The sequence below is a fragment of the Ferribacterium limneticum genome (assembly GCF_020510585.1).
GTDB lineage: Bacteria > Pseudomonadota > Gammaproteobacteria > Burkholderiales > Rhodocyclaceae > Azonexus.
Genome location: NZ_CP075190.1, coordinates 1,150,596 through 1,173,889 on the forward strand (window position 1 = coordinate 1,150,596; position 23,294 = coordinate 1,173,889).

Sequence of the window (23,294 nt, forward strand, 5' to 3'; positions counted from 1 at the left end):
TGCTCCAGATAAATGGTCAGGCCGGTCGCGGCATGCTGCGCCGCTCGGCGGCCGCATTGGCCGGCGGAATGTCGATATCCAGTTCAGGGCGCAGCTGCGACAACTGGTCGACCACCCATTGATTGGCCTCGCCGGTGAACTCGCGCGAAATCAGCGGGGCGCCGGACCAGGCTTCGACGAAAAGCGCCACGGCGGCCGAGCGGCTGACCCCATATTCGCAATGGACCAGCACCGAAACGGCATCCGGGGCGTTGTGCAGGTCCTGGACGAAGGTGGCGATCTGGCGGGCCATCCGGTAATCGAACAGGCCGGGCATCGGCGCCGGCAGGAATGCATCGGCCGGCACGGCGTCAAAAAAGGCCAGGCGCAGGATGTGCTCGAACTGGGCGTGCAGATTGGCCGGTGGGCTGCCCGGGTCGGTAATCGAAATGACCGCCATCGACGGCTTGCCAATGAGCGATTCGGCCAGTTCGCGCGAGGCGAAATACACTTTGCTGATGCTCATTCCATGAATACCGGGTCGGAGAAAACGAGAGTGCCGTCCCTGCGCATCATGAGGTTGTCGGCCTTGATCAGGTCGGGCAGGGCGCCATACTCGGTCGAAAAATCTTCCACTGCCTTGAGCGACGCCTTGAGCGCATCGGTCCAGCCCATCGGCGTGACGACGAGGTGGTGCAACGCGATGCGCCCCATGTCCTGGGCCAGGTTGCGCCACATCATGCAGGCGTCGAAATACGAGGTGGACAGCTTGGTCGCCACTTCGGCGGCGTCGCCGGCAACGGGCAGCGGGTAGAGCCGCTCGACTTCGACGACGTAAAAGGGAAAGCCGCGGCTGGAACGGCCGACGGTGCCGTGATCGGCAAAGACGACCGGGAAATGGTTGCCGGTCGGGCGGTCATCGGCGGTGTAATAGGCGTAGTCGGTGGGCGAGGAGAGCACCTTGTAGACGCGTTCCTGGCCATCGACGCTGTCGGCTTCGAGGACGATGGTACTTTCGCCGCGACCGATTTCCCGGCGCCCGCGCAGCAGCGGGTGATCCGGCACAGGATCGGGGAGTAGTCCGTCAATGTCAGGCATCAGGTTCTCCGAAATCGTTTCGAATTGGCGGGGATTTGCCCCGCCAATTCGAAATTTAGCCCTTTTTTCCGGTTGACCGTAGCAATCGCTACAAAATGGCCTCAGGCGACGATATGGGCGCCGGCGTCGACGTAGATCGTCTGCCCGGTCATGCCGGACGAGCCGGCCGTGCACAGAAAGGCGGTCAGGGCGCCGACTTCGTCAATGGTCACGGTGCGGCCGAGCGGTGCCTTGGCGGCATCGTTTTCGAGCAGGGTGTTGAAATTGGCGATGCCGGAAGCGGCGCGGGTCATGATCGGGCCCGGCGACACGGCGAAGACGCGAATGCCCTTGGGGCCGAGGTCGTAGGCCATGTAGCGGACGGCCGATTCGAGCGCCGCCTTGATGATGCCCATGACGCCGTAGTTGCGCACGACGCGCTCGGCGCCGAGGTAGGACATGGTGATCAGCGAACCGCCGTGGGCCATCAGCGGTTCGATCGCCTTGGCCATGCGCAGGAAGCTGTGGCAGGAAATGTTCATGGCCGAGTCGAAGCCGGCTTCGGTGGTGTCGATGACGCGGCCGTGCAGGTCGTCGCCATTACAGAAGGCCATCGAGTGGATGGCGAAGTCGAGTTCGCCGAATTCGTCGCCGCATTGCTTGATGGCGGCTTCGAGGCTGCCTTCCTCGGTGACATCGAGTTTCAGGAAGAGCTTGGCGCCGAGCGCTTCGGCCAGCGGCTGGGTGTATTTGGCGGTCTTGTCGTTCTGGTAGGTCAGGGCAATTTCGCCACCCAGAGCGCGAATGGCCTTGGCCACGGCGAAAGCGATCGACTTGTCATTGGCGACGCCGGTAATCAGGCCTTTTTTTCCAGCCAGCGGCAACAGGGTATTCATGCTGGCCAGGGGGGATTGTTCGTTTATTGTGTTCATGCCGTTCTTCCTTACAGAGTCGATCAGGGCGTATTGCGCTGCACCATGTATGGGCGAATATCACCGTTTGATGGTGTTTGGTCTATGTTGCGACGCAGCACCATTGTTGCACATTCCGGTTTCTGGGAGTGTTACAAATGCCCGGCAGTTGACCTCGGACAACAAAATGAAACGTTCCGGTGCTAGTCTTTTGATGTCATAGGCAATTTTCAGGAGATTGTCGTGGGACTCAACGAGATGCATGCCGAAGCGGTCGCCGGTGTTGTTGACCGGGTGATCAATCGATATCGACGCGACCCGACCTGCATGTTGCAGATCCTGCGCGAAGTACAGGAGGCCTGCGACTGGATTCCGCCCGAGGCCATCGACCGCATGCAGGCCATGCTTGGCGTGCCGCGCACCAAGATCGAAGGCGTCGCCGGCTTTTATTCCTTCATTTATACCGAACCGCGTGGCAAATACCGGGTGTTGTTTTCCGACAACATCACCGACCGCATGCAGGGCAACCGGGCGCTCATGGAACGCCTGTGCAACAACCTCTGGGTCGAGCGCGGCAAGGTTTCCGAAGACGGTCTGGTCAGTGTCGGCAAGACAGCCTGTACCGGCCTGTGCGACCAGGGGCCGGGCATGCTGGTCAATAACTATGCGATTGGCGGTTTGAGCTTGGAGCGCATCGACGAAATCGCCGAGCTGATTCGCAACAAGGTGCCGCTGGCCGACTGGCCGGCGGCCTATTTCAAGATCGAGGACAACATCCGGCGGGCCGACATCCTGCTCAATGCCGACTTCAAGCCCGGCGAAGCCCTGCTCGCCGCCCGGGCCAGGGCACCGAGCGATGGCCTCAACGCCTCGAACATGCGCTCCTGGCGCGAAGGCCTGCCCAGCGGCATTGGCGGGCCGGGTGCGACGCTCGACGAAATCAAGCGTTCCGGCCTGCGTGGCCGCGGCGGTGCCGGCTTTACCACTGGCCTGAAGTGGGAAGCCTGTCGCAATGCGCAGCTCAAGGCCGGCCATCAGCGCGTCGTCGTCTGCAATGCCGACGAAGGCGAACCGGGCACCTTCAAGGATCGTGTGCTGCTCTCGAAATGCCCCGACCTCGTTTTCGAGGGCATGACGGTGGCGGCCTACGCCATCGGCGCGACGCGTGGTTTCGTCTACCTGCGCGGTGAATACCGCTACCTGCTCGATCACCTCAATGCCGTGCTGGCCAACCGCCGGCGCCAGAACCTGCTGGGCAAGGATATCTGTGGCCTGCCCGGAGCGGATTTCGACATCGAGATCCATGTCGGGGCCGGCGCCTACGTCTGCGGCGAGGAATCGGCACTCATCGAATCGCTCGAAGGCAAGCGCGGCACGCCGCGCAACCGGCCACCTTTCCCGGTGACCAACGGCTATCTCGACCAGCCGACCATCGTCAATAACGTCGAAACCTTTGCCGCTGCGGCGTTGATCGCGCTGAACGGCGGCGAGTGGTATGCCGGCATCGGCACCAAGCAGTCGGCCGGGACGAAGATCATTTCGGTATCCGGCGACTGTGAGCGACCGGGTATCTACGAATATCCGTTCGGCGTCAGCATCCGCCAGGTGCTCGAAGACTGCGGCGCCACCGATACGCAGGCCGTCCAGGTCAGCGGGCCGTCCGGCATCTGCGTCGCCGAGGACGAATTCGACCGCATCATCGGCTTCGAGGACATTCCGACGGCCGGAGCTTTCACCATTTTCAACAAGTCCCGCGACATGTTCGAAGTGGCACGCAATTACGTGCATTTCTTCCAGCACGAAAGCTGCGGCTTCTGCACGCCGTGCCGGGTCGGCACCTCGTTACTCAAGAACCTCATGGACAAGCTGCATTACGGCAGCGGTTCGCCCTACGACTTCGCCGAAATCGAGAAGCTCAACCAGTTGCTGCAGTCGATGAGCCATTGCGGCCTCGGGCATACCGCCTGCAATCCCGTGCTCGACACTATCGCCAAGTTCCGCCCGGCTTACGACAAGCGGATGATGCAGCAGGATTTCACACCGGCTTTCGATCTCGACCGCGAACTGTCGTCGGCCCGGCAGATGACCGGGCGCGACGATGCCGGGGCGCATCTGGCGACGGAACACGGAGGTCAATCATGAGCTACACCTTTACGCTCGACGGCAAGGTCATTCCCTTCGTCGACGGGCAGACCATCATTCAGGCGGCCAGCGCGGCCGGCGTCTTCATCCCGCACCTGTGCTACCACCCGGAATTCAAGCCGCACGGCTCGTGCAAGCTGTGCACGGTCAAGGTCAATGGCCGGCATACGGCTTCCTGCACGATGCGCGCGGCGCCCGGCATGGTCGTCGAAAGTGAGACCGAGGAAATCAACGCTGAACGCCGGGCGCTGACCCAGATGCTCTTTGTCGAGGGCAACCACTTCTGCCCGTCGTGCGAAAAGAGCGGCAACTGCCAGTTGCAGGCCACCGCCTACCACCTCGGCATGATGTCGGCGCACTACGATCATTTCTTCCCGAATCGCGCCGTCGACGCCTCGCACCCCGAGGCGCTGCTCGACTTCAACCGCTGCATTCTCTGCTCGCTGTGCGTGCGGGCCAGCCGCGATGTCGATGGCAAGAACGTTTTCGGACTGTCCGGGCGCGGCATCAAGACGCACCTGATCGTCAATGCGAAGTCCGGCCGGCTGGCCGATACCGATTTCACGCTGGCCGACAAGGCGGCGCAGGTCTGCCCGGTTGGCGTCATTTTGAAGAAGCGTCAGGGCTTTGCCGTGCCGATAGGCGAGCGCAAGTACGACAAGGCGCCGATTTCCCAAACCGCGGAAACGACGGAGGGCCGCTGACATGACCGCCAAGAAAAAGCTCAAGGTTGCCACGACCTCGCTGGCCGGCTGTTTCGGTTGCCACATGTCGTTTCTCGATATCGACGAACGGCTGTTCACGCTGCTCGAACACATCGAGTTCGACCGTTCACCGCTGACCGACATCAAGACCTGCAGCCCGGATTGCGACATCGGCATCATCGAGGGCGGGCTGTGCAATGCCGAGAACGTGCACGTCCTGCGCGAGTTCCGCAAAAACTGCAAGATCCTCATCGCCATGGGCGCCTGCGCCATCAACGGCGGCCTGCCGGCGCAACGCAACCACCTGCCGCTGACGACCATTCTCGAAGAGGTCTATCACACCAGCCCAGGGCTGAAAAACGGCATGATCCCGAACGATCCGGAACTGCCGCTGCCGCTCAACCAGGTTCATCCGATCCATGAGGTCGTCAAGATCGACTACTTCATGCCAGGCTGTCCGCCTTCGGCCGATGCGATCTGGAAGGTGCTGACCGACCTGTTGGCCGGCAAGGAGCCCGAGCTGGGCCATGGCTTAATGCATTATGACTGAGGTGGCGCTATGACCTACCAACTGGAAACCGCCCAACACCCCGAAACCCTGCGCCGTGTGGCGATTGACCCGGTGTCCCGGGTCGAGGGCCACGGCAAGGTAACCATCCTGCTCGACGACCAGAACAAGGTCCATCAGGTGCGCCTGCACATCGTCGAATTCCGTGGCTTCGAGAAGTTCATCCAGGGCCGGCCGTACTGGGAAGTGCCGGTCATGGTTCAGCGCCTGTGCGGCATCTGCCCGGTGTCGCACCATCTGGCGGCATCCAAGGCGCTCGATGTCATTGTCGGCGCCAAGAAACTCACGGCGACGGCAGAAAAGATGCGCCGGCTGATGCATTACGGCCAGATGCTGCAGTCCCATGCGCTGCACTTCTTCCACCTCTGTTCGCCCGATCTGCTCTTCGGCTTCGACAGCGACGTGACCAAGCGCAACATCGTCGGCGTCGCCATGGCCCATCCGGAAACGGCCAAGCGCGGTGTGCTGCTGCGCCGCTTCGGCCAGGAAGTCATCCGCGTTACGGCCGGAAAGCGTGTCCATGGCACGGGCGCCATCCCCGGCGGCGTCAACAAGGCGCTGACGGTGGCCGAGCGCGACGAGCTGCTCAAGGACATTTATCACATCGTCCAGTGGTCGCGCGACGCAGTGCAGCTGATCCAGAAGGTGCATACGCAGGACCCCGGGCTGTACAACAGTTTCGGCATCTTCCGCTCCAATTTTATGTCCATCGTCGGCAACAACGGCGATCTCGACTTCTATCACGGCACGCTGCGTGCCCGCGACGACAACGGCAAGATCATCTTCGACCACGTCGATTATCAGCAATACGACCAGTACATCGAGGAAGAAGTGCGGCCGTGGAGCTACATGAAATTCCCGTACTTCAAGTCCATCGGCAAGGAACACGGCTGGTACAAGGTCGGCCCGCTGGCTCGCGTGCAGAACTGCAACCAGATTTCGACGCCCTTCGCCGAACACGAACGCAAGGAGTTTGTCGATTACGCCGGCGGTTCGCCAATGCACGCGCCGCTCGCCTACCACTGGACGCGCATGATCGAGATGCTGCATGCCGCCGAAGTGATCAAGGAGTTGTTGCACGACGATGATTTGCTCGGCAGCGACCTGGTGGTGCAGGGCGAGCGCCAGTCGGAAGGCGTCGGCGTCATCGAGGCACCGCGCGGCACGCTGTTCCACCACTACCGCGTCGATGAAAACGACCTGGTTACCATGGCCAACCTCATTGTCTCCACCACCAACAACAACCAGGCAATGAACGAAGCCATCCGCCACGTCGCCCGCCGCTACCTGCACGGCCATGAAGTGACCGAGGGCCTGCTCAACCACATCGAGGTCGCCATCCGCGCCTTCGACCCCTGCCTGTCCTGCGCCACGCATGCGCTGGGCAAGATGCCGCTGGAAGTCGAGCTGGTCGATCCGGAAGGGCGCATCGTTCATTCGCTGAGCCGTTCGTGAGTGCACCCGTCGTCATCTTCGCCGTCGGCAACCCAAGCCGCGGCGACGACGCGCTCGGGCCGGAATGCCACGGTCAACTGGAAAAATGGCTCAAAAATGAAATGCTGGCCGACCAGTTCGAGCTGATCGAGGATTTCCAGCTCCAGATCGAACACGCCCTCGATCTGCAGGGTCGGCAACTCGCCCTGTTCATCGATGCCGGCGCCAGGACCCCGGGCCCGTTCACCTTCCAGCGCATCGCTCCGGCCACCGGCGCCGCCTACACGACGCACGAGCTGCCGCCCGAAGCGGTCCTCCAGGTTTATCTCCAGACCGAAGGCGAGGAACCGCCGCCGGCCTTCGTGCTGTGCATTCGGGGCGAAACTTTTGAACTCGGTGAAGCGCTCAGCCCAGCAGCCGAAAGCAACTTGCGGCTAGCCTTCGAGTTGTTGCAAACGCTCTGCCGGAAAGCGCAATTTCCGGAATGGGAGAGGGCAGCCCAGCCCTGAAGGCGGTTTCGTTTTTTGGCCTTTTTTCCGGTTGACCGTAGCATTCACGATGCCGTCGCCAGCGTTTATTACACGCCTTTCGGGTTCGGGCCGTATTCGTTTTCTCCGTCCTGGCTGTTGAGGCAGAACATCACGAGATTGACGATGGGGAAGAGTATCCACCAACCGCTACGCCCTATGTCATGCATGCGGCGAATGCCGACGGCTATGCCCGGAATCAGTACGGCGAGGCTATAGAGTGTGCTTGTGGCGTTCGCGACCGACTGGCCAAAGCCGAGCATGGCGCTCAGGAATGCCATCGCGAAGCCCAGCCCAAATGCGATCAGGATGTTGAACAGGAAAAACATCCAGTATTCCTTGCGCCGGGCGCGCCCCTGAAATACGGCGTATTTGCGCATCACTTCGACATACCAGTTCATCTGATTCACTCCCTTGATCACGTCTGTTTTTGCATGTGCCGGGTTGGCATGGGTCACCCCGTATGACATGATGCTTGCCTTTTTATGCGTCTGGCAACTGTCGTGTGGGCGGTTGCTCTCAGTGAGAGGGTTTCATGGAAGCAATTCAGTCGCTTATCTCGAATGTCGAGAAGGTCATTGTCGGCAAGCGTTCGGTGATCGAACTGGCGGTCGTTTCGCTGCTCTGTCGCGGCCATGTCCTGCTCGAAGATGTCCCCGGTACCGGCAAGACAATGCTGGCGCGGGCGCTTTCCCGTTCCGTCAATGTCGAGATGAAGCGCCTGCAATGCACGCCTGACCTGCTGCCGTCCGACATCACCGGCGTGCCGATCTACAACCAGAAGACCTCGGATTTTGAATTTCGCCCTGGCCCGGTGTTTACCCACATCCTGCTCGCCGACGAAATCAACCGGGCGACGCCGCGTGCGCAGTCGGCGCTGCTCGAGTGCATGGAAGAATTCCGGGTCAGCGTCGATGGCATCAGCTACGACCTGCCCAAGGTCTTCATGGTCCTGGCGACCCAGAATCCGATCGATATGGCCGGCACCCATCCGCTGCCCGAGGCGCAACTGGACCGTTTCTTTGTGCGCCTGCATGTCGGCTATCCGAGCCTCGACGAAGAGGTGCGCATCCTGGCTGCCCAGGCGCAGGCGCATCCGATCGATTCGCTGGCGCCGGTGATCGACGATACGGACGTGCTCGCCGCCCGCGAGGCGGTCAAGGCCGTGCACATCAATGCCGATGTCGCCCGCTACATGGCGCAGATCACTGCGGCGACGCGCCGCCATGGCGATCTGCGGCTGGGTGTCAGTCCGCGCGGCACCCTGGCCCTGGCGCGCGGTTCGCAGGGCATGGCCTTCCTGCGCGGCAAAGACTTTGTTACGCCGGATATCGTCAAAATGATGGCCGGCGCCATTCTCGAACACCGTCTGATCGTTCGTCCGCAAGCTGCCGCGGCGGGGCGCACGGCACGTGAAATCCTCAACCAGATTCTGGCCGAGCTGCCGCCGCCGGTATAAGTCATGAATTCCGGCGGTCTTTCCGGCTGGCTTTCGGCACACCGCAAGGCTTTCATCTTGCTGGGGCTGGCGGTGGTCGCCTATTTCGCGGCGATCAACCGAAATCAGCCATTTCTGTGGGCCATTCCGGCTTTGCTGACGGCGACATTGATCACCGGCTTTACCTGGCCGCGCTGGCTGGTCCGGCACCTGTCGGTCAGCCGCAGCGGGCCAAGCCGGGCGGAAGAGGGCGAGACGATTCAGTTCCGGGTGGTGGTTGAAAATCGCGGCTGGCTGCCCCGATTCATGGTGGAACTGATCGATCACCTGCCATTTGTCGGGCTAGCCGATACATCGGGCGGCTCAAGTCAGAAAGTGTTGGGCATGCTGGCCTACCTGCCCGGTCGAAAACACCAGCAATTTGATGTCCCGGTCGTTTGCGAGAAGCGTGGCTACTACCGCCTGGGACCGGTCGGCCTAGCGTCCAGTTTTCCGCTCGGCCTGACCGAAGCGAAGGTATCGCGCAACGAGGGCATCCAGCACCTGACGATTTATCCCGATGTTTTCCTGATCCTGTCGCTGCCTCTGCGTGGTGCGCCCAGCCAGATTCACCGCGGCGGCTATCTGCTTCCCGAGGGAGCCGGTGCCGCCGAGTTCTCCGGGCTTCGGGAATACCGGCGGGGCGACAATCCGCGCCATGTTCATTGGCCGACGACGGCGCGCCTCAATGAACTGATGGTGCGCGAATACGAGCCGCTGGCCTCGGCCTGCCTTTATCTCGCGCTCGATCAGGCGGCCGAGTCGAACATTGGCCTGGGCAAGGAGTCGACCTTTGAATACGCCGTCCGCATCGCCGCATCGATGGCGCGTGCGGCCTGCACGCAAAACATTCGCACTCGGATTGCCGGGGAGGGCCAGCGTTCCCTGCGCGGCCTTGGCGGCTCCGGAGATGGCCACTTTCAGGGCATTCTCGATGAACTGGCGGTCGTTGCCTGTGACGGAAATACGGCCTACGCGCAACTGCTGAACGACATCGGAGCCCATTGCGTGCGTGGCGAGACGGTCGTTATTTTCCTGTCCGAGCGCAATTTTCGTCAGCCGGCAACCATGCAGGCGATGGCGACCTTGTGTGCCCGGCAGGTGCATCTGTTTGCCATCGTTTTTGATCAAGCCAGCTTTCTGTCTGCCGGTAGCTTGCAGTCGGGGCGCTACACCGACCCGTTGAAGGTAGAAGCCGAACTCCTTGAACTGGGGGCGCATTGCCTCATGGTTCGTCAGGGCGATGATCTGGTCAGGCTGTTCAATCCATGAATGCGCCATTGAACTACCTTCCCGCTTATCTGGGCCTGTTCGCTGCGCTCATTCTGGCGCTGGTTTGCAATACTTTCCTCGACATCGAATACGGTAGCTTCGGCTTCGAGGTCAGTTTCTGGGCTATCGTATTTGGCTGGACATTGTTGCTCGGCTGGCGCCAAAGAAGCGAACCTGAAGGAAGCGGCAAGCAGAAGCAGACAATCGTTCTGTTGATTGCCTTTGTCCTGACCCTGCTCGTTTTCATCCCCAAATGGGGCTTTCCGCGAGCTGGCATTTATATGCTGGCGATGCTGCAGGCGGCGCAAAACTGCGTGCTGACAACGCGCCGCCAGTTGCATCTCGGGTTGCTTACCTCCGCTGTGATGGTCATCTTCGCCGCCGCCCATTTTCGCGCTGACTGGACGATGCTGTTCTACCTGATTCCCTATGTCATCGCGGTTGTATTTACGCTGGTCTCGGAACAAATCAGTCGCCATGCCTTGAACATCCGCGAGTCCAGCCTCGGTCACACCGGGCGTGCGGGTCAGGGGGTGGCAATTGCGGCGGCAACCTCAATCATTCTGGCACTGGGGGCGGTGTTATATCTGGCAACGCCACAGGTGACCTGGCCAAGTCTTGCCTGGCGCTATGGGCAGTTGACCAACATCGGATTCGTCGGCGATGCGGACAAGAATGAGCGCCCCGGTCAGGCCGGTGGAAGCGGTGCCGGGCAAGGGGCTTCCGCGGGGGGCGACTCGGCGCATGGCCAGGACGCGTCTCGTGGCAGCGGGTGGCCCAGTCCGGCGCAAATGCGGGAAGCGGCGAAACGCCCCGGCATGCCGGAGTGGCAGTCTGGCGTGATCATGCAGATGGCCGATCTGGATGAGGCCATTGGCCAAGCCCTGGCGCCCATCAGGCAAGCGCTCGAAGACTTCTGGAATGAACTCAAGACGTGGTTGAAGGAACATCGCTCAGCCGTTATCGCCACCCTGTTAGCCATGATCTTGCTCATGCTTCTGAGCGGAGTTGTTTTCCTGCTCAGAGAGGCGCGAGCCGGCACCTGGCTGCGGATACGCTTTGACTACTGGCATCTAGTCCGATTGCGTCGGTATTCGCCGGGAAGGGCTGGTGCCTTGGAGCTGTACTGCGCCATGGAGCGACTGTTTGTTGTCCACAACATGCCGCGCCCGGCGACGGCGAATGTTCGCGAGTTTTTGCGCGAGACAACGCTGTTCGGCGACGATGTTCGTCAGCAGGCCACAGACCTGGCTACGCTTTTTGAGCGCTACCGATACGGCCCGACACCCCCGGATCAGTCAGGCCTGGAACAGATGCGCAGGCTTTATCGCGGACTCTTTGACCGCTTGGGGTGACTGTTGGCCGCCTGAAAAAAATTCCGGTTTGAGTTTATGCTGGTATTTCAAGGTCCCATTTGAATTGCTGCCATGAAGTTCTCCCGCCTCTTCCTGAATCGCCTGCAGAACCAGCCCGTCGTCACTGATACGGTCGTCGTCATTGACGTTCTGCGCTCGTTCACCTCGGCGGCGGTGATGTTGTCCCGGGGGGCGCGGGCGATTTATCCGGTCGAGCGCATCGCGGCGGCGACGGCCATGCTGGCCGAAATGCCGCTGCCGGTTTCGGTCGGGGCGGTGGGGGGCGGCGACCCGGTGCCGGGTTTCGATTTCGGCAACTCCCCGTCACAGCTGATGCAGGCCGATCTGGCCGGCCGGCAGGTGGTGATGACAACGGCGGCAGGGGTTCGCGGCCTGCAGCGGTTTCGCCTGGCACGCCGGCTCTATGCCGCCAGCCTGGTCTGCGCCCGGGCAACGGCCGAGGCCATTCTTGCGGCGGGGGCCGATGAGGTGTGCTTCGTCATTACCGGCGAATGGGTGGACCGTGACGGCGATGAAGACATTGCCTGCGCCGACTACATTGAAGCCCTGTTGCGTGGCGCAGCGGTGGCGCCTGATGAATTTGTCCAGCGCGTACGCCAATCCGATTTCGGGCTGCGCTTTTCCGCTGGCACCTGGCCCAACCTGCCGCTGGCCGACCTCGATATCGCCGCCCAGCCCGACCTTTTTACTTTCGCCATGCCGGTGCGACGCGAAGGGGAGCATCTGGTCATTCGCTGATACGCCTTGGCCAGCCGGTTTTTCCGCTGCCGGCGGGAATCAGCGCATTATCCATAGTGGGCAGATTGAAACCGGAAGCCTATAATCAAACTACTTAATGACCGTTAAGTCAGTAGCTAATTGAGTGCACCATGAACCGTTCCCGCCTCGTCAGGATTTTGTTTTTTGCCCTGTTTTTCGGGTTGACCGTAGCCATCGGTTTCTACCTCTATCAGCAGCGTCCGGCCGGTTTGCCGGCTGGCTTGGCCTCCGGTAACGGCCGGCTGGAAGCGACCGAGGTCGATGTCGCGACCAAGATCGCCGGGCGCCTTGCCGAACTCGACCCGCGCGAGGGTAATTACGTCGAGGCCGGGGCGGTCGTCGCCCGGCTTGATGCCGATGACCTGCGGGCTCAGTTGCAGGCTGCCGAAGCGCAGATTCTCCAGGCGCAACGAGCTGTCGATCAGTCGCGGGCGGGGGTACGCAAGTCGCAGTCCGAGGTGTCGCTGGCCGGCAAGACGCTCAAGCGCTCGGAAGAACTGGTCGGCCGGGGCTTCATTTCCCGCAACAAACTCGATGCCGATCAGACCGGCATGGAAGGCGCCATGGCCGGCATGGCGCAGGCGCGCGGCAAGGTCGGCGAGGCCGATGCCGGTGTCGCTGCGGCTCAGGCCAAGGCGGAAGGCCTGCGCGTGGCGGTCAACGACACGTCCCTCAAGGCGCCGATTGCCGGCCGCGTCCTCTACCGGCTGGCCGAGCCGGGCGAGGTGCTGGCGGCAGGTGGCAAGGCGCTGACCCTGCTCGATCTTTCCGATATGTTCATGACCATCTACCTGCCGACCGACAAGGCCGGGCAGGTGGCGCTGGGCAGCGAGGCGCGCATCGTGCTCGACGCCTTGCCCGGGCAGGTTATTCCGGCCACCGTCAGTTTTGTCGCGCCGAAGGCGCAGTTCACGCCTCGTGAGGTCGAAACGCGGAGTGAGCGCGAAAAACTCATGTTCCGCCTCAAGGTCAAGCCCGATGCGGCCTGGCTCGAGGCGCATCGCGATCTGGCCAAGGGCGGCATGCCGGGCGTCGCCTACGTCCGGCTCGACGCCAACGCGGCCTGGCCGGCCAATCTGCAGATCGACGGACAGTAACTCGCCATGGACCGCCCGCCGGTCTCCAGGTTATCCGGAGTCAGCCATCGCTACGGCGCCGTCGTCGCGCTGGAGGCGGTCGATATTGCGCTGCCGGCTGGCTGCATGGTCGGGCTGATCGGGCCGGATGGCGTTGGCAAATCGTCGCTGCTGGCGCTGGTTTCCGGGGCGCGGCAGATTCAGGCGGGTAGGGTTGAGGTGCTCGGCGGCGACATCGGCGACCGCCATTTTCGCGCCACGGCACAGCCGCGCATCGCCTACATGCCGCAGGGGCTGGGCAAGAACCTTTACCCGACGCTGTCGGTGTTCGAGAACGTCGATTTCTTCGGCCGTCTGTTCGGCCAGGGCAAGCGCGAGCGCGCGCGGCGCATCGATGAATTGCTGACCAGCACTGGTCTGCTGCCTTTCAAGGACCGCCCGGCGGCCAAATTGTCGGGTGGTATGAAGCAGAAGCTCGGCCTGTGCTGCGCCCTGATCCACGACCCCGACCTGCTTATTCTCGACGAGCCGACGACCGGCGTCGATCCGCTGTCACGGCGCCAGTTCTGGGAGCTGATCGATTCCATCCGGGCCCGCCGGGATGGCATGAGCGTGCTGGTGGCGACGGCCTACATGGAAGAGGCCGAGCGCTTCGACTGGCTGGCGGCGATGGATGGCGGCAAGGTGATCGGTACCGGAACGCCGGCAGAATTACGGGCGCAGACCGGGCAGGCGACGCTCGACGGGGCGTTCATCGCGTTGCTGCCTGAGGAGCGCCGGCAGGCTCATCACGAACTGGTCATCCCGCCGCGGATTGGCGACGGCGGCGTGTTCGCCATCGAGGCCGAGGGGTTGTCGCAGCGTTTTGGCGACTTCACGGCGGTCGACCACGTCAGTTTCAAGATAGAACCGGGCGAGATTTTCGGTTTTCTTGGCTCGAACGGCTGCGGCAAGACGACGACGATGAAGATGCTGACCGGCCTGCTGCCACCGAGCGAGGGCGTGGCCAGGCTGTTCGGCAAGACGGTCGATGCCCGCGACCTCGAGACGCGCAAGCAGGTCGGCTACATGTCGCAATCGTTCTCGCTTTACGGCGAGCTGACGGTGGTGGCCAACCTCGATCTGCACGCCCGGCTGTTTCATCTTCCCGATGCCCGGCGCGGCCCGCGCATTGCCGAACTGATGGCGCGTTTCGGGCTCGAACCGTATGCCGACAAGGCGGCGGCCGATCTGCCGCTCGGCATCCGCCAGCGCCTGTCGCTGGCCGTGGCCGTGGTCCATGAGCCGAAGCTGCTGATCCTCGACGAGCCGACCTCCGGCGTCGATCCGGTGGCGCGCGACGAATTCTGGGCGCTGCTCGTCGAACTGTCGCGCCAGCAGGGCGTCACCATTTTCATTTCGACCCATTTCATGAACGAAGCCGAGCGCTGCGACCGCATTTCGCTGATGCACGCCGGCAAGGTGCTGGCCAGCGACACGCCGGCCGGGCTCTGCGCGGCACGCGGCGAGCCGACGCTGGAAGCGGCCTTCATCAGTTATCTGGAGGAAGCGACGGGCGTTGTCGGGCAGCCTGCCACGGTCAACCCGGAAAATGAGCCAAAATCGAAATCGGCCGAGGCGGCGCAGGCGACGCCAGCCGCCTTCAGCCTGCGCCGCCTGCTCGGCTACGCCTACCGCGAGGCGCTGGAACTGCGGCGCGACAGCATCCGGCTGGCCTTCGCGCTGCTCGGCTCGGTGGTCATGATGTTCGTGCTCGGCCATGGCCTGTCCTTTGATGTCGAAGGCTTGCGCTTCGCCGTGCTTGATCGCGATCAGACCCCGGAAAGCCGCGACTACATCGCCAACGTGGCCGGCTCGCGGTATTTCGTCGAGCGCCCGGCCCTGGCCGACGATGCCGATCTCGACCGCCGCATGAAGAGCGGCGAGGTGTCGCTGGCCATCGACATTCCCGAAGGTTACGGCCGTGATCTGCGACGCGGGCGCAAGCCGGAAGTCGGCGTCTGGGTCGATGGCGCCATGCCCTATCGCGGCGAGACGATACGCGGCTACATGGATGGCCTGCACCGCGATTATGTGCGCCAGATGCTGCGCGAGGCGACCGGCAACTACCCGGCCAAGGTGCTGGAGATCGAATCGCGCTATCGCTATAACCAGGATTTCAAGAGCGTCTACGCCATGGTGCCGGCGGTCATTCCGCTCCTCCTGCTGCTCATTCCGGCCATCCTGATGGCGCTTGGCGTGGTCCGCGAAAAGGAACTCGGCTCGATCACCAACCTCTACGTCACGCCGGTGACGCGGCTCGAATTCCTGATCGGCAAGCAACTGCCCTACATCGTCGTGTGTATGGCGAGCTACCTGCTGATGATGGGTGAGGCCGTCTTCGTCTTCGGCGTCCCGGTCAAGGGCAGCTTTGCCGCGATGACGCTCGGCGCTTTGCTCTACGTCACGGCGACCACCGGCCTCGGCCTGCTGATGTCCACCTTCACCAAGACGCAGATCGCGGCGCTGTTCGGCACCGCCATCGTGACCATGCTGCCGACCATCCAGTTCTCCGGCCTGACCACGCCGGTCGAAGCCCTTGAAGGCGCCGGGTACTGGATCGGCCAGGGTTATCCAGCGACCTATTTCATCCTGATCTGCCGCGGCGCCTTCACCAAGGGGCTCGGCTTCGCCGACCTGTGGCGGTCGCTGCTGGCGCTGGCTGCCTTCATTCCGCTGCTCACGGTGGCCAGCGTGGCCTTGCTCAAGAAGCAGGAGAAATAGCATGGGCGGCTTTTCCCTGAGCAACATCTTCCGTCTCGGCCTCAAGGAACTGCGTAGCCTGGCCGCCGACAAGGTGCTGCTCGGGCTGATCGTCTGGGCCTTCTCGGGCGCCATCTACGAGGCGGCGACGGGGAGCTCGCAGCAGCTCAACAATGCCCCGGTCGCCATCGTGGACGAAGACAATTCGCCGCTCTCGGCCCGGCTCGCCGGCGCACTCTATCCGCCGTACTTTCGTCGCCCAGAGTTGATCGGCCTGGAGCAGGTCGACGATGCGATGAACCGCAACCTGTACTCCTTCGTGCTGGTCATTCCCAGCCATTTCCAGCACGACGTGAGCGCCGGCCGACGCCCGGAAATCCAGCTCAACATCGACGCCACGGTGATCAGCCAGGCCTTCATCGGCGCCAGTTACATCAACAACATCGCCAGCGGCGAGGTCGGCGAATTCCTGACCGGACGCCGCGCTGAGGAAGACACGCCGATCCGCCTGACGGCCCGCGCCCGTTTCAATCCCAATTTGACCGGCCTGTGGTTCGGCGGCGTCATGGAGGCGATCAACAACGTCACCATGCTGACCATCATCCTGGTCGGCGCCGCTTTCATTCGCGAGCGCGAGCACGGCACCATCGAGCACCTGCTGGTCATGCCGCTGCGGCCTTTCGAGATCATGATGGCAAAGATCTGGGCCAATGGGCTGGCCGTGCTGATCGGTGTCGCCTTCGCGCTGCTCGTCATGGTCAAGCATGTTCTGCAAGTACCGATTGCCGGATCGGTGGGGCTTTTTCTGGCGGCGGCAGTGTTCTACCTGTTCTCGGCGGCATCGATCGGCATCTTTCTCGGCACACTGGCCCGCTCTATGCCGCAACTCGGTCTGCTCATCATCATCACCATCGTCCCGCTGCAACTACTGTCCGGCGGGGTGACGCCGCAGGAAAGCATGCCAGCGGCGATCCAGAACATCATGGCGGCAACGCCGACCGCCTATTTCGTTCGTCTGGCCCAGGGCATTCTTTATCGCGGTGCCGGATTCGAGGTCATCTGGCCCGACCTGCTCGGGATGACAGCCGTCGGCGCCTGCTTTTTTACCATCGCCCTGATCCGCTTCCGCAAGGCGGTGACGCAGACGCAGGTGTGAGGGCCATCAGAATTTGTTGATATGCATCATGGGCGACCCCTGCCTCGGCGCGGAAAATTCAACTGACTTGTTGCTCCATGGAAGCGGTTCAAGTCGATATGTTTTTCCTCAGATACACATTCGCGGCGACTCTGGTCGCCGCCTTTTTTGGTACGGCTCAGGCAGCGGAAACCGCCGAACGGCAGTTCGCTGCCATTGCCCGGTTACCGGCTGAAAACCTCGGCGCCAGAGTCGGGCAGGCCATCGAAGTCGATGTCGATCTGGCCGCCAGCGGCAGTCTTGATGTCAATGTCGTCGGCGAGCGGATGGATGTCCTCTACCGCATGGCCTTGAACCAGATCGCCGAAGGCTGGAACTGGCGCCCCTTGGCCGATCCGGCGGTCGACGACTATTACCAGTTCAAATTCCTGCCGCTGCAGTCGGTCGCCGTCGAGCGCGGCGAATACCAGCACGAGGACAAGATCGGTTCGCCGCAGCAGATGAAGGTGACGTGGCGTTACGACTATTTCCTGGCCTTCGCCAATCTCTACGATTTCTATCCGCGCAGCGTCGATGACGATGCCGGGTTCTCGGCCAATCTACCGGCCGCGCTGGCCGGGCGCGTCGGCATGCGGGCGAAGGCACGACTGATCGATCCGGTAATCAGCGAGAGCACGACGTTCTGGAAGGCAACCTATGGCAAGCCGACCGATTTCACGCTGAAAAAGCGCTATCTGATCGGCACGCTGGAAGAAGTGGCGTTCATCGATACCACCAGCGGCGAAGTGCTCTGCCGCGTCAGGCCGGGGCAGGGACGCTGCACCGGCCGTTGAGCCCTGGTCGTTGCCTGGTCAGCGGTAAACCAGCACCGGCACCTTGGAGTGGGTGAGCACCTTGTTGGTCTCGCTGCCGAGCAGGAAGCCGCTGATGCCGCGGCGACCGTGGGAGGCCATGAAAATCAGGTCGCAACCGGATTTCTCGGCGGCTTCAATGATCGCTTCGTAGGGGATATCACTGGTGGCGGCGGCCGTGCTGCACTGGACGCCGGCCTCGGCGCACATTTTCTCGACTTCACCGAGATATTCAGTGGCTTGCTGGTCGGCCAGCTCGGCGAATTTTTCGGGGGTCGTCGGGTCGATCAGCGCGCCTTCGCCGAAGTAGGCGATGGGATATTCAGGCTTGGCGAAAAACACCGTGATCCGGGCGCCGGCTTCCTTGGCGAAGGAGACGGCGCGTTGTGCCGTGGCGCGGGAGAGTTCGGAGCCGTCGGTCGGAACGAAAATATGCTGGAACATGCGTAACCTCCTGAAATGGTCTGCTGGCGTTGCATTCAGCCTTATTGAGGTTCATGCTACGCCAAGTCGGGAGGAATGAAAACATGCGTCTCGGATTTCTCGGAGCGGCCGGTGAAGTGACCGGTTCCTGCACGTTGGTGGAAGCGGGCGGTGCCCGTTTTCTGGTCGATTGCGGCATGTTTCAGGGCGGCCCCGAAGCGCGGCAAAAGAACCAGAAAGCGCTCAATTTCGGCTTCGATGTCCGGCAAATCGACTTTGTCCTGCTCACCCACGCCCACATCGATCATTCCGGCCTCTTGCCCCGGCTTTCCATGCTCGGTTATCGCGGCCCGGTCTACGCCACGCAGGCAACCATCGACCTCCTTGAGGTGCTCTTGCCGGACAGCGCCCACATCCAGGAAAAGGAAGCCGAGTGGCAATTGCGCCATCGGCGGCGTGGCGGCAAGGCCGAACGGGGTATTCCGGCGCCTTTGTATTCCGTCGCCCAGGCGCTGGCCTCGCTCAAGCTGCTGCGACCCGTTTCCTACGGTCAACCGGAAAAAACGGCCGAAAACGTAAGCGTTGTTTTCCGCGATGCCGGCCACATTCTCGGCTCGGCCTCGCTCGATGTGACCGTCAGTGGCGAAGGCAGGCCGCGCCGGTTGGTCTTTTCCGGCGATCTCGGCATGTCGGACCGGCCGGTATTGTGCGATCCGGCGCCATCGCCCACCGAGGCCGATGTGCTGCTCATCGAATCGACCTACGGCGACCGCCTGCACCGCTCTCTGCCGGAAACCGAAGATGAAATTGTCGCCGCCTTCGAGCGTACCCGGGCGGCCAAGGGCAACCTGATCATCCCGGCCTTCGCCGTCGGGCGGACGCAGGAAATCATTTACATGCTGGCCGACCTCGTTCGACGCAAGCGCCTGTCGCCGCTCAAGGTTTATGTCGATTCGCCGATGGCCAACGCAGCAACGCGCATTACGCTGGCCAACCAGAACCTGCTCAATCCGGAAACGTGCGAATTGATCGCCTGGCTCAAGGCGCATCCGAAACAGATGAGCCTCGAACTGGTCGCCGATGTCGAGCGTTCGATCCAGCTCAACGACATTCGCAGCGGCGCCGTGATCATCTCGGCCAGCGGCATGTGCGAGGCCGGGCGGATCAAGTACCACCTGCGCGAAAACCTGCCGCGCAGCGAGTGCACCATCCTGATCGCCGGCTTTCAGGCGGCGGGCACGCTCGGTCGGCGCCTGGTCGACGGGGCAAAGCTCGTCCATATCTTCGGCCAGCCGGTGCCGGTACGGGCGCACATCTACACCGTTGGCGGGCTGTCGGCGCATGCCGATCAGGCCGCTTTGCTCAAGTGGCTGGGTGGATTTCACAAGGCGCCGGGCAATACTTTCGTCGTGCACGGCGAGGCCGGCGCTTCGGCCAATTTCAAGCGCGCCATCGAAGAAAAACTCGGCTGGTCGAATGTCCGCTTGCCGCTCCCCGGTGAGTTCATATCGGCGTAACATCAGTTCGTTGTATTCACACTGAATCGGTAAGAGGAATTCTCATGTCTGGTAATGGAACAGCCCGCCACAGCGGCGTCGATATCAATCGCCTGAGCCCGGTCGAATCGCTCGGCAAGGCCGTCAGCAACACCATCGACCCCTACGGCGTCACCACCTCGCTGCTCAATGCGCAAATGGCCTGGTTGATGCACCCGCAGGAGCTGAGCCGCGCCATGAGCGCGCTGTCCGGCGACCTCGTGGCGCTCCAGTCGCATGTCATGCGCCGGGCCCTGGGCATTCCCTCCGGCGACGTCGTCCGGCCGAGTGCCGATGACGCCCGTTTCGCCGACCCGATCTGGACCGAATCAGCCAGCTGGGACATCGTCAAGGAATGGTACGTTGCCTTCGAGCACCGCTTCGAGGACATGCTGTTTGAAACGCCGGGCCTCTCCGACAAGGAGCGTCGCCGCTCAGCCTTCTGGCTGCGGAACTGGCTCAACATGGTGGCGCCGACCAATTTCTTCTGGCTCAACCCGGTGGCCATGAAACGCTTCGTCGAAACCAATGGCGGCAGCCTCAAGCAGGGCTGGGCAAACTTCCAACGCGACGTCAAGGCCAAGAACATCCTGATGGTCGAGCCGGACGCCTTCAGGGTCGGCGAGGATCTGGCGACGACGCCCGGCAAGGTGATCTTCCGCAACCGGCTGGTCGAGCTGATCCACTACGCGCCGACCACCGACAAGGTCCGGGCGACGCCCATCGTCATCATCACGCCGTGGATCAACAAGTTCTACATCCTCGACCTGACGGCCAGGAAGAGTCTGGTCAAGCACCTCACCGACCAGGGCTTCTCGGTGTTCATCACAAGCTGGAAAAACCCGGGCGAGGATCTGGCCGACATCCGCTTCGACGATTACCTGCTCGAAGGCGTCAACGAGGTCGTCGGTGTCGTGACCGAATTCTGCAAGGTGCCCAAGGTGCATCTGGTCGGCTACTGCATCGGTGGCACGCTGGTCAGCACCTACATGGCCTGGGCCAACAAGCATTTCGGCGCGGACAAGGTGCCGGTTGCCCACTGGACGCTGTTCACGACCCTGACCGATTTCGCCCACCCCGGCGACATCGACGTTTTCATCGACGAAGCCTGCATCAACGCGCTCGAAGAGTCGATGGCCAAGAAGGGCTATCTTGATGGCAGCGAAATGGCCAGTTCCTTCCGCATGCTGCGCTCCAACCCGCTGATCTGGAACTACTGGGTCAACAGCTATCTGCTCGGCCAGCCGCTACCACCCTTCGACGTGCTGTTCTGGAACATGGATACGACGCGCATGCCGCAGGCCATGCATTCCTACTACCTGCGCGAGTTCTACCTCAACAACAACCTGATCAAGCGCGACAAGCTGACCATCGGTGGCGAGTCGATTGACCTCGACCTCATCGAGCAGCCGCTCTATGTCGTGACTGCCGAAGACGACCACATCGCGCCGTGGAAGCAGTGCTACCGCATCCGCAAGCAGATCAACGTCAAGGCGCCTGTGCGCTTCGTGCTGTCGACCTCGGGGCACATTCTCGGCATCGTCAATCCGCCGGCCAATCCGCCCAAGCGCGCCTACTGGATCGGCGAACCCGAACGCAACGAGCACTGGGAACACTGGTTCGACCGGGCCGAGAAAAAGCCGGGTACCTGGTGGGACGACTGGACGCACTGGCTCGGCGAGCGGACCGGCGATCTCGTCGCGGCCTACCCGGCAGCCAATCGCAAGTTCCCGGCTCTGGCCGATGCGCCGGGCAGCTATGTTCTCGAAAAATAAGTGGCAAAACCGACAATCAGCTAGTTGTTCCTTGCCGGAGTTGATACATTGCCGTCTGACTGAACGACAGGCTGCGCAATGACCATGACGACTGCACTGACCACCCGACCGACCAAGGCGCAGCAGGCCGGTGTCGACCTCTTGCGCATCGTGCGCATCAACGAGGAAATCAAGTCGGTGGTCGGCGTCGCCTTCAAGATCAACATCATGGCCCTTAACGCGATCTTTCTCGCCAAGCGGGCCGGCACGGCAGCGCTGGGCTTCGGTGTGCTGTCCAACGAACTGCGGGTTTTTTCGCAGGATCTGCGCGATGGCATGTCGGCGCTGACCAGCCAGATTCATGGCTGCGTCACCGAAGTGTCGCTGGTGCTCCAGGACATCCGCCATACCGCGCTGCTACGCCGGGCTGTCGAACTGTCGCCGATCGACCGTGGGCGCGATGTGCTGGCCGCGCGGGAAGTCGAAAACGAACGCCATGCCGAGCGTCTGGCCCGCTTGCGCAAGCAGCTCAGGGGCGCCCTCGACGATGCCTTCCGGATGGTCGAACTGGGTGGCGTGCTGGCCAAGTCGGCCAAGATCGAGGCGGCCTACGGACAATCCTTTGCCCTGCCGCTGTCGCAGGTTTCGGGGGAGTTCGACGGCGTCGTCGAAGAAATCCGTACCTCGCTCGAAGCGCTGCGCCGGTCGGCCTTTTTTACCGGTTATTGAGAAGACGGGAGCGGATGCGTGAAAAAAACAAAAACGATCTTTCAGGACGGCAATCACAAATGGGTCGCCATCGTGCGCGATCCGGACAAGCAGAGTTTTCTGATCGATACCAACGAGTACCTGGTCACCCATGGCAGCCACGGGATGCTGCTTGATCCGGGTGGGGCCGAAGTCTTTCCGGCGGTATTTTCGGCCCTGTCGTCGGAGTTCGATCCCTCGGCCCTGACCGCTATTTTTGCCTCGCACCAGGATCCTGACGTCTGCTCGTCGCTGGCACTGTGGCTGGAATTCAATCCGCAAATGCGCTGCTATGTCAGTTGGCTGTGGGCTGGCTTCATTCCCCATTTCGGCGGCTCGACGGAAACTTTCGTGTCGATGCCCGACGAAGGCATCGACATTTCCCTCGACGGCTTGATGTTGAAGGCCGTTCCGGCGCACTATCTGCATTCGTCGGGCAATTTTCACCTCTACGACAAGGTCGCCAAGGTGCTGTTTTCCGGCGACGTTGGCGCGGCCTTGCTGCCGCCGGGCGACGATGGCCTGTTCGTGGAAAACTTTGACGCCCACATTCGCCATGCCGAGGGCTTTCACCGGCGCTGGATGGGGTCCAATGAAGCCAAGCGGCGCTGGTGCGAGCGGGTTTCGCAAATGGATATCGACATGCTCTGCCCCCAGCATGGGGCCATTTATCAGGGGGCCGATGTGCAGCGCTTCATCAACTGGTTCGATGACCTGCAGGTCGGACTCTGCGGTAGCTGATTGAGGCGGATTTGATGGTGGTCAAGGAGCCTGCCGGGGGGCAGCCCCGAGAATGGACCATCCT

General features: G+C 62.1%; 22 protein-coding genes. 17 read left to right on the forward strand and 5 right to left on the reverse strand.

Features of this window, described 5'->3' with window-relative positions; translation table 11 throughout:
• Nucleotides 1–16: 16 nt before the first annotated feature.
• From KI613_RS05500 to fabI, 3 genes are all read right to left on the reverse strand, one after another.
• Nucleotides 17–505 carry a hypothetical protein gene (locus tag KI613_RS05500; protein ID WP_226404191.1) on the reverse strand — a complete coding sequence of 163 codons (489 nt, stop codon included), beginning with the start codon at nucleotides 503–505 and terminating at the stop codon, nucleotides 17–19.
• Entirely contained in the window at nucleotides 502–1,077 is a 576-nt protein-coding gene (locus tag KI613_RS05505) for a hypothetical protein (protein ID WP_226404192.1), read from the reverse strand. The genes KI613_RS05500 and KI613_RS05505 overlap by 4 nt, the downstream gene beginning before the upstream one ends.
• Nucleotides 1,078–1,178: 101 nt before the next feature.
• Nucleotides 1,179–1,952, reverse strand: coding sequence for an enoyl-ACP reductase FabI (gene fabI, locus KI613_RS05510; RefSeq protein ID WP_226405696.1), 774 nt, complete (start codon nucleotides 1,950–1,952; stop codon nucleotides 1,179–1,181).
• A 273-nt stretch (nucleotides 1,953–2,225) separates the two neighbouring features.
• Here fabI and KI613_RS05515 point away from each other — a divergent pair, with 273 nt between their 5' ends.
• From KI613_RS05515 to KI613_RS05535, 5 genes are read left to right on the forward strand one after another with little or no spacing between them, the layout of a single operon-like run.
• Nucleotides 2,226–4,109 (forward strand): NAD(P)H-dependent oxidoreductase subunit E, encoded by a 1,884-nt coding sequence (locus KI613_RS05515; RefSeq protein WP_226405698.1) that lies wholly within the window; start codon nucleotides 2,226–2,228, stop codon nucleotides 4,107–4,109.
• Entirely contained in the window at nucleotides 4,106–4,813 is a 708-nt protein-coding gene (locus tag KI613_RS05520) for a 2Fe-2S iron-sulfur cluster-binding protein (protein WP_226404193.1), read from the forward strand. Before KI613_RS05515 ends, KI613_RS05520 begins: the two co-directional genes overlap by 4 nt.
• Nucleotide 4,814: 1 nt before the next feature.
• Entirely contained in the window at nucleotides 4,815–5,363 is a 549-nt protein-coding gene (locus tag KI613_RS05525) for an NADH-quinone oxidoreductase subunit B family protein (RefSeq protein WP_226404194.1), read from the forward strand.
• 9 nt (nucleotides 5,364–5,372) lie between these two features.
• Nucleotides 5,373–6,836, forward strand: a complete 1,464-nt coding sequence (locus tag KI613_RS05530) for a Ni/Fe hydrogenase subunit alpha (protein WP_226404195.1) — start codon at nucleotides 5,373–5,375, stop codon at nucleotides 6,834–6,836.
• Nucleotides 6,833–7,324 (forward strand): hydrogenase maturation protease, encoded by a 492-nt coding sequence (locus tag KI613_RS05535; protein ID WP_226404196.1) that lies wholly within the window; start codon nucleotides 6,833–6,835, stop codon nucleotides 7,322–7,324. The genes KI613_RS05530 and KI613_RS05535 overlap by 4 nt, the downstream gene beginning before the upstream one ends.
• A gap of 68 nt (nucleotides 7,325–7,392) precedes the next feature.
• Here KI613_RS05535 and KI613_RS05540 read toward each other — a convergent pair whose 3' ends face one another.
• Entirely contained in the window at nucleotides 7,393–7,812 is a 420-nt protein-coding gene (locus KI613_RS05540) for a DUF805 domain-containing protein (RefSeq protein WP_226404197.1), read from the reverse strand.
• Nucleotides 7,813–7,877: 65 nt separating this feature from the next.
• On the opposite strand from KI613_RS05540, the gene KI613_RS05545 reads away from it, so the two are divergent.
• The 8 genes from KI613_RS05545 to KI613_RS05580 all read left to right on the forward strand — a co-directional run bounded on the left by KI613_RS05545 (nucleotide 7,878) and on the right by KI613_RS05580 (nucleotide 18,012).
• Entirely contained in the window at nucleotides 7,878–8,801 is a 924-nt protein-coding gene (locus tag KI613_RS05545) for an AAA family ATPase (RefSeq protein WP_226404198.1), read from the forward strand.
• A 3-nt stretch (nucleotides 8,802–8,804) separates the two neighbouring features.
• Nucleotides 8,805–10,091, forward strand: a complete 1,287-nt coding sequence (locus KI613_RS05550; RefSeq protein ID WP_226404199.1) for a DUF58 domain-containing protein — start codon at nucleotides 8,805–8,807, stop codon at nucleotides 10,089–10,091.
• Nucleotides 10,088–11,446, forward strand: a complete 1,359-nt coding sequence (locus tag KI613_RS05555) for a DUF4129 domain-containing protein (protein WP_226404200.1) — start codon at nucleotides 10,088–10,090, stop codon at nucleotides 11,444–11,446. The genes KI613_RS05550 and KI613_RS05555 overlap by 4 nt, the downstream gene beginning before the upstream one ends.
• Before the next feature lie 72 nt (nucleotides 11,447–11,518).
• On the forward strand, nucleotides 11,519–12,205 hold the full coding sequence (locus tag KI613_RS05560; RefSeq protein ID WP_226404201.1) for a 2-phosphosulfolactate phosphatase: 687 nt from the start codon (nucleotides 11,519–11,521) through the stop codon (nucleotides 12,203–12,205).
• 131 nt (nucleotides 12,206–12,336) lie between these two features.
• A complete protein-coding gene (locus KI613_RS05565) occupies nucleotides 12,337–13,323 on the forward strand; it encodes an HlyD family secretion protein (RefSeq protein WP_226404202.1) in 987 nt (328 codons plus the stop codon).
• Nucleotides 13,324–13,329: 6 nt separating this feature from the next.
• Nucleotides 13,330–16,065 carry a ribosome-associated ATPase/putative transporter RbbA gene (gene rbbA, locus KI613_RS05570; RefSeq protein ID WP_226404203.1) on the forward strand — a complete coding sequence of 912 codons (2,736 nt, stop codon included), beginning with the start codon at nucleotides 13,330–13,332 and terminating at the stop codon, nucleotides 16,063–16,065.
• A gap of 1 nt (nucleotide 16,066) precedes the next feature.
• Nucleotides 16,067–17,200 (forward strand): ABC transporter permease, encoded by a 1,134-nt coding sequence (locus tag KI613_RS05575; RefSeq protein WP_226404204.1) that lies wholly within the window; start codon nucleotides 16,067–16,069, stop codon nucleotides 17,198–17,200.
• A gap of 98 nt (nucleotides 17,201–17,298) precedes the next feature.
• Nucleotides 17,299–18,012 (forward strand): hypothetical protein, encoded by a 714-nt coding sequence (locus KI613_RS05580; RefSeq protein WP_226404205.1) that lies wholly within the window; start codon nucleotides 17,299–17,301, stop codon nucleotides 18,010–18,012.
• 18 nt (nucleotides 18,013–18,030) lie between these two features.
• On the opposite strand, the gene KI613_RS05585 is transcribed toward KI613_RS05580, so the two are convergent.
• Nucleotides 18,031–18,474, reverse strand: a complete 444-nt coding sequence (locus KI613_RS05585; protein ID WP_226404206.1) for a universal stress protein — start codon at nucleotides 18,472–18,474, stop codon at nucleotides 18,031–18,033.
• Between the two features lie 83 nt (nucleotides 18,475–18,557).
• Between KI613_RS05585 and KI613_RS05590 the strand changes: the two genes are divergently transcribed.
• From KI613_RS05590 to KI613_RS05605, 4 genes are all read left to right on the forward strand, one after another.
• On the forward strand, nucleotides 18,558–19,970 hold the full coding sequence (locus KI613_RS05590) for an MBL fold metallo-hydrolase RNA specificity domain-containing protein (protein WP_226404207.1): 1,413 nt from the start codon (nucleotides 18,558–18,560) through the stop codon (nucleotides 19,968–19,970).
• A 44-nt stretch (nucleotides 19,971–20,014) separates the two neighbouring features.
• Nucleotides 20,015–21,763: a PHA/PHB synthase family protein gene (locus KI613_RS05595; protein ID WP_226404208.1), complete on the forward strand. Its 1,749-nt coding sequence runs from the start codon at nucleotides 20,015–20,017 to the stop codon at nucleotides 21,761–21,763.
• A gap of 78 nt (nucleotides 21,764–21,841) precedes the next feature.
• Nucleotides 21,842–22,471, forward strand: a complete 630-nt coding sequence (locus KI613_RS05600; protein WP_226404209.1) for a chemotaxis protein — start codon at nucleotides 21,842–21,844, stop codon at nucleotides 22,469–22,471.
• 18 nt (nucleotides 22,472–22,489) lie between these two features.
• On the forward strand, nucleotides 22,490–23,230 hold the full coding sequence (locus KI613_RS05605) for an oxygen-binding di-iron domain-containing protein (protein ID WP_226404210.1): 741 nt from the start codon (nucleotides 22,490–22,492) through the stop codon (nucleotides 23,228–23,230).
• The last annotated feature ends 64 nt before the right edge of the window (nucleotides 23,231–23,294 follow it).